Raw genomic sequence first — 15,836 nt, forward strand, 5'->3', positions numbered from 1 at the left:
AGCGAGAGATAGAATCAATTCCCCCGCGTCGAAAACTTCGACTTCTAGCGTTTCGCCAGGGTGATCCAAGTCGGTCAGAATTATTCGTCCGAGCACGGCCAGCCTCCGAATAGGCGTCCATCGCCGCCGAGAAAGCGGCTGATCCGCGATCTCACGGCTTCACGGCGGCGTTCCACCCCATGAATCCTTCACTTGCTCGAAATGCAGAGCAGGTTCGTAGCCGATAACGGGAAGGCCGAGAACAACGGCCGACAGTCGGCCCATCGCCGCAAGAACAGCATAGGAGGCCACGACTTGATCGCGTTGCGCGAACAAGAGCATGACTCGGCTGTCGAGCAGCTCTCTCTGTGCGTTGAGAATCTCGATCGTCGTACGACGTCCTGCCTTGGCCTCCTCCCGCACGCCGTAGAGCGCGCGCTCTGCGGCTTCGATCTGAGAGCGCGCGGCGCGCAACTGCGTCCTGGCTGCTTGTAGCGAGCCCCAATTAGCTCGCATCAGCGCTATCAGTTCCGCGCGGGCGGCATCCGCGTCGAATCGCTTTTGCCCCACGATCTCCTTGGCCTGACGTGTGCGTGCCGACAATTCTCCCCCCGAGTAGAGGGGAACAGAAACGCGTCCGAGCACTTTTGCTCCGACTGCCCGGTTACCTCTGCCGTCTATGTCGGACTGGGTGTAGATGTTGCCGATCATCGATAAGGTCGGCCAAAACTCGCTCTCGATGACCTTCACATCGAATTCGGCGGCGTCCGCGCGGTGCAAGGCCGCGAGGATCAGTGGATGTTCCCTCTGCGCCAGCCGTTCCGCCTCCGCTTCGGTCGCCGGCAGTAGCCTGTCGACCGGCTTCGCCGGCGAAAGCCGCTTGGGTTCCTCGCCTATGATCTGCCTGTAGACGCCCTTGCTCGCCTCGAGCGCGGCGCGCGCCGCGGCGGCTTGCGCCTGCCCGCCCGACAGGCGAGCCTCCGCCTGCGAGACATCGGTCGCCGTCAGCTGCCCGGCCGTCAAACGTTCTTTGACTTGGCGGAGCTGCTCCGCGAGCACGGCGACATTGTTCTCCTGTAGCCGCAGCGCCGCAATGTCCCGTAGAACATTCATATAGGCAACGACGGCGTCGAACAGGACGCGCTGCTCGATCGACCTCAACCGCTCGCGCCCTGCAAACACGCCTGTTTCCGCCGCGCGCACCGAGTTGAGCGTCTTGAAACCATCGAACAGCGGTTGCTCGACGGTCAGGATCGCTGTTCTCGGCAAGGCTCCATTATTCTGAAAGCTCTGAACGAAATCGGGCTGCAGATAATTGCCGTTGACAATTTCGGTGGCGTTTTGAACTGATCGGCGCCTCTCGACTCCGAAAAATCCGTCGGCCCGGGCGCGCGGACGAATCTGCGAAAGCGCACGGGGCACATTTTCGTCTTCCGCGCGCAATGCCGCCCGACTGGAGTTGATCACGGGACTGGCCCGATAGGCCAACGCTAAAGCACGCTCCAATGTTTCGGCACGACATTGTGATTCGCCTACGCCACCTACGATCATGCCAGAGAGGACGACGAGGGTGGCAGGCCGTTTCACGATCCTCCACGTGCGGCGGAACGGTTGTGCGGCGAGCGGCGAAGGTTCCGTCGTTCCGCCGCCACCGTCGCCGAAGATCGTATAGAGCGCCGGCAGGACGACGAGGGTCAGAAGGGTCGCGCTGATCAGACCGCCGATGACGACGGTGGCTATCGGCTTCTGCACTTCCGCGCCGGCTCCGGTCGCGATCGCCATGGGAACGAAGCCGAGCGAGGCTACGAGCGCAGTCATCGCGACGGGACGCAAACGGGTCATGGCGCCCTCGAAAATTGCGTCGCGCGAGGAAAGCCCCCGCTCTATGAGCTGGCGAATATAGGTGCGCATGACGAGGCCGTTCAACACGGCGATGCCCGAAAGGGCGATGAAGCCGACTGCGGCCGATACCGACATCGGCATTCCGCGCAACCACAAGGCCGCTACGCCGCCGGAAAGCGCGAGCGGAACCGCCGAAAATACCACAAGCGCGTCGCGGACGCCGCCGAGCGCTGAATAGAGCAACAGAAAAATCAGAAAGAAGCAAGCCGGCACGACGACCGCGAGCCGTGCGCGCGCAGCCGCGAGATTCTCGAACTGTCCGCCCCAGGCGATCCAATAGCCCGCCGGAATTGCAACCTTGGCGTCGACCTCGGCTCGAGCCTCGTCGACGACAGAGGCAATGTCGCGGCCACGCACGTTCGCGGTCACGACGACGCGGCGCTTGCCGTTCTCTCGCGAAATTTGATTCTGTCCATCACCGATCGAAAGCTTCGCGATTTGCTTGAGCGGAATGGTCGGCGCCGGGCCGGCCCCTCTTTCCGGCAGCGCTACGGGGATATTCTCCATCGCCTTGATGTCATCCCGCAATCTGTCCTGCAATCGAACCACGATCGGAAAGCGGCGATCACCCTCGAAAATGACGCCGGCCTGCTGACCGCCGATCGCCGCTCCGATCACGTCCTGCGCCGACGCCAGGGTGAGGCCGAGCCGAGCGATCGCGCGCTTGTCGATCTTGATGTCGAGAAGCGGCAAGCCCTCGACCTGCTCCACCTTCACATCGACCGCTCCCGTGACGCCTCTCAAGATTGCCGCGATCTGGTTGGCGGACTTCAGCATCGTGTCGAAGTCGTCGCCGAACACTTTCACGGCGATGTCGCCGCGCACGCCCGCCAGCAGCTCGTTGAACCGGATTTGGATCGGCTGCGAGAATTCGTAGAGATTGCCGAGCAATTCATCGACCTCGCCTCGGATCCGGGTGACGAGCTCATCTTTCGGCAGCCTGGGATCCGGCCATTCCTTTTGCGGCTTCAGCATGATGAAAGTATCGGTCATATTGGGCGGCATCGGATCGGTCGCGATTTCCGCGGTTCCCGTCTTGGAAAAGACATAAGCAACTTCGGGAAGAGCGCGGATCGCGTTCTCGATCTCGAACTGCATCGCTTGGGACTGGGTCAGGGACACGCTCGGAATACGGCTCGCCTGCATCGCTAAGTTTTTTTCGTCGAGCGTCGGAATGAATTCTTGGCCCAGCCGCCCGGCAAGCAGCAGCGAGACCACGAACACTCCCACGCCGAAAGCGATCGTTGTCTTGGGCAGGCGCGTCGCCAACGTCAGCAGCGGGCGATAAAAATCCTTCATTCGCCGTACAATCGCGTTATCGGACTCGTCGACGCGCCCGGTTATCACGATCGCGATCATCGCGGGAACGAAGGTCAGTGACAGAATGAAAGCCGATACGAGCGCTATGATCACGGTCATCGCCATGGGCTCGAACATCTTTCCTTCGACACCGGAGAAGGTGAGCATAGGCACGTAGACGAGGATGATGATCAGCTGGCCGAAGACGGTCGGACGTATCATTTCCTCGGCGGAGGCGATGATCGTCCGGAGGCGCTCGTCGAGCGTCGGATCGCGGCCGAGGCCGTGTCGGCGCTCGGCGAGATGTCGCAGACAATTCTCGGCGATGATGACGGCGCCGTCGGCAATGAGGCCAAAATCGAGCGCGCCGAGACTCATCAGATTGGCGCTGATCCTGGCCTGAACCATTCCGGTGGCCAGCAGCGCCATCGTAACGGGAATGACCAGCGCCGTAATCAACGCGGCGCGGAAATTCCCGAGCAGCGCGAAGAGCACGAGGATGACGAGCGCGGCCCCTTCGAGGAGGTTGGAGGCGACCGTCCGGATGGTCGCGTCGACAAGTGCTGTGCGGTCGAGGACCGTCTTCGTCTCGATTCCCGGCGGCAGCGATTTTGCGATCTCGCGCATTTTCGTATCGACAGCGCCGGCTATGGTCCGGCTGTTGCCGCCAATCAGCATGAGCGCCGTGCCGATGACGACTTCCTCGCCATTCATGCTTGCGCTGCCCGTGCGCAGCTCCCCGCCGATCGCGACCTCTGCGATGTCGGCAATGCGAATAGGAACGGCGTCGCGGGTGACCACCACGACGGCGGCAACATCCTCAATTGTCTCGAGGCGGCCGCCGCTGCGAACGACGAAGCTCTCGCCGCTGCGTTCCACATAATTCGCGCCGCGGCTCGTATTGTTGCGCTCGATCGCTGCCGCTATGTCGGAAAAGGACAGGCCGAGCGCATAGATTTTCGCCGGATCGGGTTGCACGAGATACTGCTTGACATAGCCGCCGAGGGAATCGACGCCGGCGACCCCTTCGATCGTCCGCAGCTGCGGCTTGATGATCCAGTCCTGCACCGTCCGCAGATAGGCTTCCTTCTCGACATTCGTCCGCAGTAGCGCGCCCTCGGGCGTCAGATAGGAACCGTCGCGTTGTGGACCGGGCTCGCCGTCGCGCCGTATCTTCGCCTCATCGTCCTTCCCGAAACGAACCGTCCACATGTAGATTTCGGAAAGACCTGTGGAAATCGGTCCCATATGCGCTTCGACGCCGGGAGGAAATTCCTCTCGTGCGTCGGCCAAGCGTTCCGTGATTTGCTGGCGCGCGAAATAAATGTCGGTGCGGTCGCTGAACACCGCGGTCACCTGCGCGAACCCGTTGCGAGAAAGAGAGCGTCGGTATTCCAGTCCTGGTATGCCCGCAATCGCATTCTCGATCGGATAGGTGACCTGCTTCTCCATTTCATTCGCGGAGAGCGCAGCGGCGCGCGCATTCACCTGGACTTGCCTATTCGTGATATCTGGGACTGCGTCGATCGGCAGATGCGCGAGGGACCAGCCGCCGAAGACGCTCGCCATGGCGACGAACAACACGACGAGCCAACGTTGGTGAACGGAAAAGGAAACGATTCGGGCGATCATGGGCGCGCTGTCAGTCTTCGGACACTTCGTTCTTGCCGGCTTCGGCCTTCAGGACGAAACTATTCGTGGTGGCGATGGCTTCTCCCGGCGCCAGTCCGCGTAAGATTTCGTAGGCGTCGTCATCCGACGCGCCGATCTCGACCTTGCGCTTGATGAAGCCGTCGGCGGCGCGCACGAAGACCGTGGGGGCTCCTTCGATCGTCTGCACTGCCGCGCGCGGAGCCCGCAGTTTCACGCGGGTGGTTTCGAGATCGATGTCCGCGTCGAGAAGAACGCCGGGATGGAGGGCGAGGTCCTGGTTCTTGAAATCTGCGAGCACGCGACCGGATCGCGTGTCTCGTGTCACGGTCGCGGCAACCGTGGCGACCTTTCCCGTCAATCGCCGACCATCGACAGTTTTGATATACACGGTTTGCCCTTCATGAACGAAAGGAAGATCGTTCGGCAGGACTGAGAGATCGACCTGGACGACGGAGAGATCGGCGACCACATAGAGTTCCTTCGCCTGTCCTTCTCCGCCTACCGGCTGACCAATGTCCGCGAGGCGCTCGATCACACGGCCGGCGAGCGGCGCCCTGATTTCCTTCCGCTTGAGGTTCGCTATCGGCTGCGCCGCGAGCGCCGAGATCTCGGCTTCGGTCATATCGAGCGTCACGAGCTTCTGACGAGCGAGATCGAGGCGCAGCTTCGCCTCTGCCAGACTGCTTTTGGCCTTCAAGAAAGCCTGTTCTGGGGTGATCTTTTTCTCGAAAAGGCCCTTCTCACGCTGAAACAGTGTGTTCTGAAGGTCGTGATCGACCGCGGCGGCGAGGAATCCACTTTTCGCGTCTGCAAGCTCACGCGAATCGATGATCGCGATCACCTCATTCGCCGCGACGCGGTCGCCGATTCGCTTTCGCATTTCCGCGACAATGCCAGCCACTTTCGCCGCGACCCGCCCGATGCGGTCGGGATCCGCCGCGACGGCCGCGGGGACTGTCAGGCGTTTGTGCAAAGTTCCGGGGCCGACTGGCGATATTTCGATTTTCGCCTTTTCGATCTGCGCGGGCGAAACCTTCACCAATCCGTCGGCTGCCTTGCTTTCGGCGGCCTCGGCCTTCGCCTCGCTCCCCCGCGATTGCGTCGCAAGGTCTGACCGTCCCCCACGAACAAGGCCGACGGCGATCAGCGCCATTGTGACGAGCAGCAGGAAGGCGCCGAATGGACGGATCGCTATCCTTCTCGCCGTGCTCTCGCTATCCCGCGAACCGGTGACGTTGTCGAAGTCCCGCCTTGTCATCGCGCTATCCGACCTGCTGACAATTCATGAGAAATCTCGGCGCCGAACGACTTGGAACCCGTCTGGGCCCGCGCGGAACCGATCGGCGACAAGCTAGGCCGCCACCGTTACGTACGAATTTTACCCTCGGTTGGCTGTCATTTGCCTGTCGGTCTCTGTTAGAATTTTGACAGCCTCACTAGTAGATAATCTCCGCATGCCTCGAGACCTTCGAAAGACACGCTCATGGTTTACGCCGCTTATCGCTCTCGTGCTCGCGTCGGCTCCAGGGCTTTCGCAGGCGCGCGAGGCCGGCGCCGGGCGGGGCCAGGTTGACCACGACGGAGCTCTGCAAGCCTTTGAGCAGGGGAAAGTTCTTCGCTTGGAAACCGTCTTGTCCGAAATTCGGAAGTCGGTTCGAGGCGAAGTGGTCGGCATAGCCCTGACCAACGGCGGGGAAAGCGGCGAATGGGTGTATGAATTCAAGATCCTCGCGCCCGGGAACCTGATGGTCGAAGTCTATGCCGACGCCAGAACCGCCGCGATTCTTTCGCCCCAAGGACGCAGATAATGCGGGTGCTTCTCGTGGAGGACGACGAACGGATCGCACGCAATGTGAAAGCGGCGCTCGGTGAATCGGGCTACGTCGTCGATCATGAGCGCGACGGCGAGCAGGCGTGGTTCAAAGGCGACACCGAAGATTATGCGGCCGTGGTGCTCGATCTCGGTCTGCCCAGCCTCGACGGATTGTCGATCTTGAAGAAGTGGCGCGCCAATGAGCGTTCCATGCCGATTCTCATCCTCACGTCGCGCGACACTTGGCTGGAGAGAGTGGAAGGAATCAATGCCGGCGCCGACGATTATCTACCAAAGCCCTTCGTCATGGAGGAGCTCTTGGCCCGTCTTCGCGCGATCGTGCGGCGCTCGGCCGGGGTCTCCACACCGATCATCACGATCGGCTCCTTGAGCCTGGACACTCGTCAGATGCGAGTGACGCGCGAAGGCGCGCCGGTGAATCTGACGCCACAGGAATATCGCCTGTTGAGCTATTTGATGCACCACTCCGGGCGGATCGTGCCTCACGGCGAATTGCTCGAGCAGCTTTTCTCCCACGACTGCGACAAAGAGAGCAATGCGATCGAGGTCCTGATCGGCCGTGTGCGAAAAAAGATCGGTCTCGATTGCATCGAGACGCGGCGAGGCTTCGGCTACATTATCGGCCAGAACGGATGATCGCTAAATCGCTCCGCCTGCGCCTTTCGATCACGGCGGCTGTTTCTCTGGCGATCGCGTTGTCGGTCGCGGGCGTCGCTCTGGTCTTCCTTTTCGAGCGCCAGGTGGAGCGTCGTATCGGAAACGAGCTCGACACCTATATTCGTCAAATTTCTGCGAATGTGTCGGTCGAGCTTGACGGATCGCTCCGTTTCGACAGGCCGCTCGCCGATCCGCGGTTCGAGCAGCCGCTCAGCGGGCTCTATTGGCAGATCGTGGACGATGCGAGCGGCGCGAAGCTGCGCTCGCGCTCCCTATGGGACCACGTCATCGGACTTCCCGATCATCCTCTCGAGCCCGGAGCGGTGCATCATCACGACATGGTCGGTCCGAGCGGGGAAACGCTCTTTACGAGCGAGCGGCGGATTGTTTATCCGGTCGGCGCCTCCACACGGCGGCTGCGAATTACGGTCGGACTCGACCGAAAGGAGATCAACGATGCGCGCAGCGAGTTCATCGGGGACGTCGCGGCCTCGCTCGCAATTCTGGCCGTCGTTCTTCTCCTGGCGTCATGGGGACAGATCGTTATCGGCCTGTGGCCGTTGGAAGCTCTCCGACGGAGCGTGAACGCCGTCCGCTCCGGTCGACAGAAAACCATCGCGGTCGACGAGCCCGAAGAAATCATGCCGCTCGTCGACGAGGTCAACTCCTTATTGGAGGCGAGAGCGAAGGCCGTCGAGAGCGCAAAGGCGCGCGCGGCAAATCTCGCTCATGGTCTAAAGACGCCGCTCACCGTTCTGACCACCGATGCCGAGCGGCTTCGCAGAAAGGGCGAGAGGGAGATCGCCGATGAATTGCAGGAGCTCGCGTTCGGCATGCGTCGCCTCGTCAATCGCGAATTGTCGAAGGCGCGGCTCCAATCGTCTCCGGGCTCGGTCGGCCAGGGGGTTGCGGTGCGCGGTGTTATCGAAGGAATCGCAAAAACGCTGTCTCGGAGCCCGAGAGGATCGTGCCTGTCCTGGCGCATCGAAGTCTCCCCGGATGCGTTCATCGATTTGTCCGAAGAAGACGCGACCGAACTCTTTGGTGTGTTGTTGGACAATGCGGTCAAATGGGCGCAGACAGAAATTCGCGTCACCTCACAAAGTGAGGATTGCCGCTTGCGGGTGGACATCGAAGACGACGGGCCGGGAGTTCCGAGTGCACAGATTGCTCGCCTCGGACAGCGAGGTTTACGATTCGACGAGACCACCGAGGGAACAGGAATCGGCCTGTCGATCGTCGCCGACATCATTGAGGCCTATGCAGGCGAAATGACTTTTGCAGCCCACCTTCCTCGAGGTCTCCGCGTTTCGATGATTTTACCCGGACGCGCATGACGATCCAAAGGTATTTGGAGATTCGTCGCAAGATCGATCGTTTGAAAGGCCACGCACCAGTGGTATCTAGGAGCGTCGAGGAACGCTGGACGGGTCGAGATCGACTGTCGACGACCGCAAGAGCCAACGGCGCTCGAGGTCACCGCCAGTCTGGCGATCGAGTCCCGATGTCATCGATGTTCGATGACTTCCAGTGAAATGCGCCGGTTTTTCGTCTCTCCTTCTCTTGTATCGTCGCGGGCCACGGGGCGGTCTCCACCATAGCCTCGCGCCTGAAGACGCGAGGCGGAAACTCCCATTTCGACCAGCTCACGCAACACGAATTGCGCACGCTTTTCGGAGAGTCTCTTATTGGCGCGCGGATTGCCCTGGCGGTCGGTGTGGCCGCCGACGATTATCCGCCTATCCGGATAAGAGCGAAGGATTTTCACGATTGCCTCCAGCTGTCGCCGACCGGACAAGGATGGCTTCGACTTTCCTTCTTCGAAGATCACTTCATCGAGATCGACGCTGCGCGACGCGCCCGGGCTCGGGTCTTTTTCGAGCAGAGCAATCAGCTTTGCTTTCGGATCGGAGCTCGGGACCTCGAGCGCGGAAACGTCCGGCAGAACAGGTTTCTTATGCTCGCGAGTTGAAGAGGGCGATCTCGAAGCCGGCGCGGATTCGTCGGACTTTTGTCTCGGCGCAGGCTCCGTCGGCGGCGTCTGATCGACTTCTTTCGAAGCCGTCGGCGGGGCCTGCTCCAAGCCCTGCGGCTCCGGAATGGAAAAAGTCCGCCAACCAGCTATCAGCGCCAGGCCGAGCAGAAGAGCTCCCGTGGCCCCCGACATCCATACCACGACCTTCCGCTTCGAAGAGCGCGGCGCCGGTCTCTCCGCCGGCGCCGAGTCCCGTTGCTCGTCGAACGGCCGCAGCAGGCGTAGCGCGTTCATGACGACGGCGAGCGACGCTCCGGCGTCGGCGGCGATCGCGCCCCAAAGAGTGGCCAAGCCTGCAAAGGTGAGAACGACGAAAGCCGCTTTGACGACCAGTGAAAATACGATGTTCTGTCGAATGACGGCGAGCGTCCATTTCGCATGGCGCACGAGCCAGGGCAGTTTCGAAATGTCATCGGTCATCAAGGCGATGTCGGCCGTTTCGATGGCCGCGTCGGAACCGATCGCGCCCATGGCGATCCCGAGGCTGGCGCGCGCGAGGGCCGGCGCGTCGTTCACCCCGTCGCCGACCATAGCGACCACGCCGTAGCGCTCGACGAGCTGGTCGACTTTCTCGACTTTGTCCTCTGGAGACAGCTCCGCATACACTTGGTCGATCCCGACCGCGCGCGCGATAGCATTGGCGGTGATTCTATTGTCGCCTGTCAGCATGACGACATGCCTCACACCGTCCTCCCGCAATCGTCGAACGACGTCTTTCGCCTCGGGCCTGACCGTATCGGCGACGGCGATGAGACCGCAAATGTGCCGAGCGTTTCCGACGACTATGACGGTGTTGCCTCCCGCCTCCAGGGCTTCCGCCTCACGGCCGGATTCGATCGTATTCTGTCCGCGCTCCACGACATAGCGATGCGACCCGAGCCAAAACGCCTCGCCGTCGAAAATTCCAGTGATTCCCTTTCCTCTGATCGCCTGCACATCGTTGGCCGGCGCCGGGACGACGCCTTGCTGCGTCGCATAGCGAATTATGGCGCGCGCTAGCGGATGCGTGGATCTGGCCTCCAACGCCGCTGCGCGCGCGACAAGCTCAGCCTCCGTGTGATTTCCGAACGGAAGGACTCGCACGACTTCCGGTGTTCCCCGGGTAATCGTGCCTGTCTTGTCCATCGCGATCGCGGCGATGCGGCTCGGCAGTTCGATATAAGCGCCGCCTTTGATCAGAACGCCGGCACGGGCCGAGGACGCCAGCGCCGCGACGATCGACACAGGGGTCGAAATCACCAAAGCGCAAGGGCAGGCGATCACGAGCAGGACCAGCGCTCGATAAAACCATTCGCCCCATGCGCCGCCCAGCGCGAGCGGCGGAACGACCGAGACTAGGATCGCGATAACCATGACCGAGGGCGTATAGACGCGCGCGAAACGTTCCACCCACTGTTCGGATGGAGCTCGCCCCGCATGCGCCTCCTCTACGAGCCGGATGATTCGGGCGAGCATCGTATTTTCAGACCGCTCGCCGGCTTCCACAGTGAGCACGCCGTCGCCGTTGATCGTGCCCGCGAAAACCTCGGCGCCGGGAGTCTTCTCGACAGGAACGCTCTCGCCTGTGATAGAGGATTGATCGACCGAGCTCGCGCCCTCTGTGACGCGTCCATCGAGCCCAATTCGTTCGCCGGCGCGGACGATGAACAGCTCACCAGGCTCGACCTCGAAGACTGGGGCATCTTCTTCGATTCTATCCGCGCGCAGGAGCCGAACTGTAGGCGGCGCCAAGTCGAGGAGGGAGGCGATAGCGCGGCGCGCACGCGCAACGCTCCAGCTCTCCAGCGTCAGGGAAAGCGCGAACAGGAAAGAGACAGTGGCGGCTTCGAACCATTGGCCGATCGAGACTGCGCCAGCCACGGCGATCACCATCAAGAGGTTCATGTCCGGCCTCAGGCTGCGTAACGCGAACCAGGCCTTGGCAACGACGAAGCGGATGCCACAAACGATTGCAAGGGCGTAGCAAATCAATTCCGGAAGGGGGGTGGCCTCGCCCTCGTGCCCGCTCAGCAATCGCACACCTTCGCCGAAGCCTCCTTCGAGCCAGACGTGCGCGATAAAGCCGGCGGCGACGAACAATCCGCTGAGGGACGTGAACAATAGCTGCGAGTGGCGACGCCTGTCGGGTTCCTCGCTCGACTTTCGATCGTCGGGACGAAGCTCGACCACCGTCATGCCTGTTCGGCGGACCGCCTCGATAATCTGATCGGGCGACGCGGCCGAAGCCCGGTCTAGCACGATCATTCGGCCGCTCAAGACGTCGAACGCCAGATTGTCCTCGCCGCCGACGAGCGGACCGACCTCGTCGCGCAGGACCGCCATTTCTTCGGCGCAGTCCAGCCCTTGCACTTTGAAGCTGTATCGATCGCGGGACTTTTGAGGGTTCCTCTCGCGAGCTTCGTCTGTCATCCTGCCTCCCTCGCAAGCGACTTTAGGCTACACCGCAGTTCGTTTGTCCTACGTCGAGGCAATGACGACGCTCCAGTCGGCTCGAGAGCTCGACTTCCGGTGCGTCGAAATCCTATGCGCTGCTAGAACGGCAGTCTAATATCTACCCGCTGTCGATCTCCTGACTGGTTCTGTTAGAGATTTTACAGCTTCGCTCGACCATATGAGCCGGGACACGTCTGGGCCTCCGCCGAGTTCGATCCGGCCGACGGAGCTCGCCTGGGCTTTGCCGAGAGGTTCTTCTCCGCCGAATGCCGGTCGACCCAATCTCTTCTTCCGTCCGACGCGACGAGCTAGACGCCCGCCGCGTCGTTCATATATGGCTGCCAGAACAGGGAAAAGTCGTTCATTCAGCCCTGAAGTCAGTCGACGAACGAACCTCGTGGAACTTCAGCCGCCAAGCTCCAAGGCAAATGAAGGAAGCTCGCGTCGGGGGGATCGGTGGAAACGGGCCTCCGCTACCACTCGCCCTAACGCCGAAATAATCCAATCTGTACAATGGTTTAACCGGTCGCCGGTAGTCGGCTCTACGTGACCCTTCCGCGTCGAAGGACCACGTTCATGGCGACGCCGAACAGCGGTGGAATGCACATGGCGCGGGCGAGCTTTTTGACGCGGCGCGACGGTCGCTATTGGTTCCAGATCCGGTTTGACCCTTTCGCGAATCCCGGCGCCCCTAAAAAACATGTCCAATTCGCATTGCGGACCGCCTCCTACGCGGTGGCGCTCCGAATGTTGTCGCGTATCATGCCGATTATCGCCGAGTTCAGGATCGGCACCGATCACCGCTCCCGGGCGGTGAGCTATTTTTGGCCAGATCGTCGAAGCCATGCGGTTCCCGGTCCCGATACCGAGGACCAGAGGGTCGAATGGGAGATGCTCGGGCGCGCCGGGCTGCGCCTCATCGCCGCCGCTCGGGCGGTCGACCATCCGATCGGCGTGCATTCGCCGCTTCACCGGAACGATTAAGCGATTATTGATACGGCCGAGCGTCGCGGGGCGGCGGATGTCAATTGGAAGCGCTTCGGCGCGTCGACCTTTGCGCGTGCTCATATCGTCACAGCGCCGATGCTCGTATCGACCTTGTGCCGCGCGCCGCGCGCCTCCACGGCGCGCTTGTCGATGGCGACGCGGCCGAGACGCCGTCCATGCGGGCGTCGAAACGATCCTGCTCTGGCGCAGAGACGACGAGCCTGTCTTTCGCGAGATCGGCGAGGACGAGCGTCTCGCGCTCATGGAGGCGCGAGCGGGCAAGAGCTACGCTGCTCGAGTTTCAGAGCAATGACGAGACACTGTTGCAGCGCGCCGCCGGCTTCCTCGCGCAATGGTTCGCGGACGGTCTGGTGACGAGGATTTCGCTGTCCGCGTGACGCGCCCGCTCTCACATGCGCGCGCACCGGCGCGGCAGCAGGCGATCGATCGAAATGACGCCGGGTCCGCGCGCAACGACGAGCAGCAGGCAGGTCGCCCAGACGCCATGCGTCGGCCAGGCGTCGGGATAGACGAAGATTTCGATCACCAGCGTCATGGCGAGCAGCGCCGCCGCAGCGAGCCGGCTCGCGAGACCGAACGCGAGCAGAACCGGAAATATATGCTCCATGATCGTGGCGGCATGCGCCGCGACGACGGGATCGAGCAGCGGCAGCTTATAATCTTCCTTGAAGAGATAAATTGCGTTTTCCGAGACGCGCCAACCCTCGAGCTTCGTCTGTCCAGACTGCCAGAAGACCGCTGCCGGGAAAATGCGGGCGCCGAGCGCGATGAGGGAATAGGGAATGCGTTCGAGCGTCCCGATCACGCGCTGCGTGAGGACGCAGAGCGACGCTCCCGACGCGGGCCGCGTCGCTTCATGAGCGGAATCATTCATGTGTCACCTCCGAATGCAGTGAAAAATCCTGCCGTGAGCGCCTCGACGAGCGCCATCGATAGATCGAATGTCGGCTCCTCGGCGATCGCGGCGCGAACGGCGTCGCCGAATTGCGCGCCCGCGGCGAGGCGCTGAAGGAACGCCGCTCCGCCGGGCGCGAGGCGATGTGTCTCGACGCGCATTCGCGGACGGGTCACGAGAGCGTCCTCGCCGTCCCAATGCCCGAGCGGCGCCGCCTCGGCTTCGCCCGCATTCATCGCCCATATCGTCACCATCGGATGATCGGATCGCAGGACGAAGGCCGATGGGTGAATTTCGAAGGTGAGCTCCGCCAGACGATCGGGAGCGACCGAGGCCAGCGATAGCGGCGACAGCGGCTCTATGTCGGCGGCGTGATAGGCGCGCACGCGCGCATCCTCGAGCCGCGCGACATCGGCGAGATAGGGCAGCTCCGAAGCGGGCGCGAAGCCCGCGACGAAATCGGCGAAATCCTCGCCATATTCGAGCAGCACAGCGGATGTCGGCGGCCGCAGGAGCACGAACTCGCGCGCCATTGCGGCGAAAAACTCTTCGCCCACGAGACGCTCTACGGCTGGAAAGCGGGTGGCCAGCGCCCGGATGAGCCCGCCGATGACGCTATTGCGATAGACCTCGAAACGATCGGCGGCCGCGCCCCTCTCGGAAACCAGAGAAGCAGGCGCCGCGAGGCGCGCGTCGCGCAGAGCGGCGGCGAATTGCGCCTGCGTTCTCTCCCACATATGAGCGGCCTCTCTCATGCGACGCGCCGTGATGCGTTGTCGAGAATGGATTGGGCGCGCTGCGCCTCCTGAGCGAGCGCCGCCCATTCGGGCGTTTCATTGTCCCATTCGACGAGGGTCGCGACAGGACCTGTCTGCGCGAGCGCCTGAGCGAAAAGCGCCCATACGGCCTCGGCGACAGGCGCGCAATGGGCGTCGAGCGCAAAAGGTTCGCCACTCGCGCCGCACGACTCGAAATGGCCGGCGAGATGGATCTCGCGCACATGAGCGAAAGCGAATCTGGACAAATAGGCGGCCGCGTCGAAGCCCTTGTTCGTCGCCGTCACATAGATGTTCTCGACGTCGAGAAGCAATCCGCAGCCGCTGCGGTCGGCGATCTCGGCGAGAAACTCGGGCTCGGAAATCTCCGTTTCCATGAAAGAAAGATAGGTTGCTGGATTTTCCAGCAAGATCTGCCGCCCGAGACAGGTCTGGATCTCGTCGATCTTCTCGATCGCGCGCTCCAGCGTTTCGCGCGTGTAGGGCAGCGGCAGGAGATCGTTGAAAAAAACGCCGCCATGCGTCGACCAGGCCAGATGCTCGGAAAAGCTCTCGGGGCGATAGCGGTCGCAAAGGATGCGCGCTCTCTCCAAATGTCGACGATCGATCGGCTCGCCGGAGCCGATCGAAAGTCCGACGCCGTGAATCGACAGCGGATAATCCTGGCGAAGACGCGAAAGCTGGCGATGCGGCGGGCCGCCATCGCCCATATAATTTTCCGCGTGAATCTCGAAAAATCCCACAGAAGGCGCGCCAGAGAGAATCGCATCGAAATGCGCCGGCTTGAAGCCGACCCCAGCGAGAGCGGGAAGCCGGGACGAAAAGGTCGAAACAACTTCGTCCATGCTTCTCTCCACGCGCCTCTGTCTCTCCACGCGCGCCTCTGTTACGGAACGTTGCGAAAATCAGACTGGCCGCTTGAGCGCTTCCAGCGAGCCATTGCCGAACGGCGTCTTGATCGAGGCGCAGGTTCCGCGCGGAACATATTTCCAAGCGTTGCCTTGATAATCGATCTTGGACGATCCGGCGCAGGTCGTCCCCGGGCCGGCGGCGCAATCATTCTGACCCTTGAGGGCCACTCCGAAGCATTTTTCCTTACCCTCTTCCTCCGCGGGAGCGGCGGAAGCCAAGAGGGTGAGAGCCGTGGTGAGCGATCCCGCCAGCGCGAGATTGAAAGTACGACGATCCATCCGATGCCTCCTCTTATGCGCCGAAACCGGCGTGCAAGCTAAGTTCGCGCAACTGCGAAAATTGTTACGGACTCTCGATTTTCCGCGCAAGCGGCGAAGACCGCAAACGCAGTAGGAGGCCCCTGTGACCGAGCCGACGCCCCAGCCGGTCGGCGTCGCGCCGCAATAGGCGACC

Annotated in this window: 11 protein-coding genes and 1 pseudogene; 4 read left to right on the plus strand and 8 right to left on the minus strand. The window is 62.0% G+C overall.

The genetic code is table 11. The features are described 5' to 3' along the window. Positions 1-159 precede the first annotated feature (159 nt). The 3 genes and pseudogenes from METLW3_RS29120 to METLW3_RS0119755 form a co-directional block, all read right to left on the minus strand. On the minus strand, positions 160-1,530 hold the full coding sequence (locus METLW3_RS29120) for a TolC family outer membrane protein (RefSeq protein WP_245267450.1): 1,371 nt from the start codon (positions 1,528-1,530) through the stop codon (positions 160-162). 117 nt (positions 1,531-1,647) lie between these two features. Then, positions 1,648-4,812, minus strand: a pseudogene (locus tag METLW3_RS25925) (CusA/CzcA family heavy metal efflux RND transporter); the annotation flags it as partial. Between the two features lie 10 nt (positions 4,813-4,822). Further along, entirely contained in the window at positions 4,823-5,986 is a 1,164-nt protein-coding gene (locus tag METLW3_RS0119755; RefSeq protein WP_036309839.1) for an efflux RND transporter periplasmic adaptor subunit, read from the minus strand. A gap of 301 nt (positions 5,987-6,287) precedes the next feature. Here METLW3_RS0119755 and METLW3_RS28880 point away from each other — a divergent pair, with 301 nt between their 5' ends. From METLW3_RS28880 to METLW3_RS0119770, 3 genes are read left to right on the plus strand one after another with little or no spacing between them, the layout of a single operon-like run. Continuing rightward, a complete protein-coding gene (locus tag METLW3_RS28880; RefSeq protein WP_051465469.1) occupies positions 6,288-6,641 on the plus strand; it encodes a PepSY domain-containing protein in 354 nt (117 codons plus the stop codon). After that, the gene (locus tag METLW3_RS0119765) at positions 6,641-7,303 is read left to right on the plus strand and encodes a response regulator transcription factor (protein WP_024881542.1); all 663 of its coding nucleotides are present in this window, start codon (positions 6,641-6,643) and stop codon (positions 7,301-7,303) included. Before METLW3_RS28880 ends, METLW3_RS0119765 begins: the two co-directional genes overlap by 1 nt. A gap of 59 nt (positions 7,304-7,362) precedes the next feature. Beyond that, positions 7,363-8,661, plus strand: coding sequence for a HAMP domain-containing sensor histidine kinase (locus METLW3_RS0119770; RefSeq protein ID WP_198022783.1), 1,299 nt, complete (start codon positions 7,363-7,365; stop codon positions 8,659-8,661). 170 nt (positions 8,662-8,831) lie between these two features. On the opposite strand, the gene METLW3_RS25930 is transcribed toward METLW3_RS0119770, so the two are convergent. Beyond that, positions 8,832-11,438: a heavy metal translocating P-type ATPase gene (locus METLW3_RS25930; RefSeq protein ID WP_198022784.1), complete on the minus strand. Its 2,607-nt coding sequence runs from the start codon at positions 11,436-11,438 to the stop codon at positions 8,832-8,834. Between the two features lie 930 nt (positions 11,439-12,368). Here METLW3_RS25930 and METLW3_RS0119780 point away from each other — a divergent pair. Then, on the plus strand, positions 12,369-12,776 hold the full coding sequence (locus tag METLW3_RS0119780) for a hypothetical protein (protein WP_036309057.1): 408 nt from the start codon (positions 12,369-12,371) through the stop codon (positions 12,774-12,776). A gap of 412 nt (positions 12,777-13,188) precedes the next feature. Here the strand turns inward: METLW3_RS0119780 and METLW3_RS0119790 are convergent, their stop codons facing one another. The 4 genes from METLW3_RS0119790 to METLW3_RS0119805 are packed head-to-tail and all read right to left on the minus strand — an operon-like array spanning position 13,189 to position 15,661. Beyond that, on the minus strand, positions 13,189-13,674 hold the full coding sequence (locus tag METLW3_RS0119790; protein ID WP_024881547.1) for a DoxX family protein: 486 nt from the start codon (positions 13,672-13,674) through the stop codon (positions 13,189-13,191). Continuing rightward, entirely contained in the window at positions 13,671-14,450 is a 780-nt protein-coding gene (locus METLW3_RS0119795; RefSeq protein ID WP_245267424.1) for a DNA-binding domain-containing protein, read from the minus strand. The genes METLW3_RS0119790 and METLW3_RS0119795 overlap by 4 nt, the downstream gene beginning before the upstream one ends. Further along, positions 14,447-15,316, minus strand: coding sequence for a DUF692 domain-containing protein (locus tag METLW3_RS0119800; RefSeq protein WP_024881549.1), 870 nt, complete (start codon positions 15,314-15,316; stop codon positions 14,447-14,449). Before METLW3_RS0119800 ends, METLW3_RS0119795 begins: the two co-directional genes overlap by 4 nt. A gap of 60 nt (positions 15,317-15,376) precedes the next feature. Further along, a complete protein-coding gene (locus tag METLW3_RS0119805; RefSeq protein WP_024881550.1) occupies positions 15,377-15,661 on the minus strand; it encodes a DUF2282 domain-containing protein in 285 nt (94 codons plus the stop codon). Positions 15,662-15,836: the final 175 nt, after the last annotated feature.

The organism is Methylosinus sp. LW3 (genome assembly GCF_000527115.1).
Lineage (GTDB): Bacteria > Pseudomonadota > Alphaproteobacteria > Rhizobiales > Beijerinckiaceae > Methylosinus.

Coding starts and splice junctions, on each gene's coding strand:
- METLW3_RS0119790 (WP_024881547.1), bottom strand. CDS start 13,674: ATGAATGATTCCGCTCATGAAGCGACGCGGCCCGCGTCGGGAGCGTCG.
- METLW3_RS0119780 (WP_036309057.1), top strand. CDS start 12,369: ATGGCGACGCCGAACAGCGGTGGAATGCACATGGCGCGGGCGAGCTTT.
- METLW3_RS0119755 (WP_036309839.1), bottom strand. CDS start 5,986: ATGGCGCTGATCGCCGTCGGCCTTGTTCGTGGGGGACGGTCAGACCTT.
- METLW3_RS0119800 (WP_024881549.1), bottom strand. CDS start 15,316: ATGGACGAAGTTGTTTCGACCTTTTCGTCCCGGCTTCCCGCTCTCGCT.
- METLW3_RS0119795 (WP_245267424.1), bottom strand. CDS start 14,450: ATGAGAGAGGCCGCTCATATGTGGGAGAGAACGCAGGCGCAATTCGCC.
- METLW3_RS28880 (WP_051465469.1), top strand. CDS start 6,288: ATGCCTCGAGACCTTCGAAAGACACGCTCATGGTTTACGCCGCTTATC.
- METLW3_RS0119805 (WP_024881550.1), bottom strand. CDS start 15,661: ATGGATCGTCGTACTTTCAATCTCGCGCTGGCGGGATCGCTCACCACG.
- METLW3_RS0119765 (WP_024881542.1), top strand. CDS start 6,641: ATGCGGGTGCTTCTCGTGGAGGACGACGAACGGATCGCACGCAATGTG.
- METLW3_RS29120 (WP_245267450.1), bottom strand. CDS start 1,530: ATGATCGTAGGTGGCGTAGGCGAATCACAATGTCGTGCCGAAACATTG.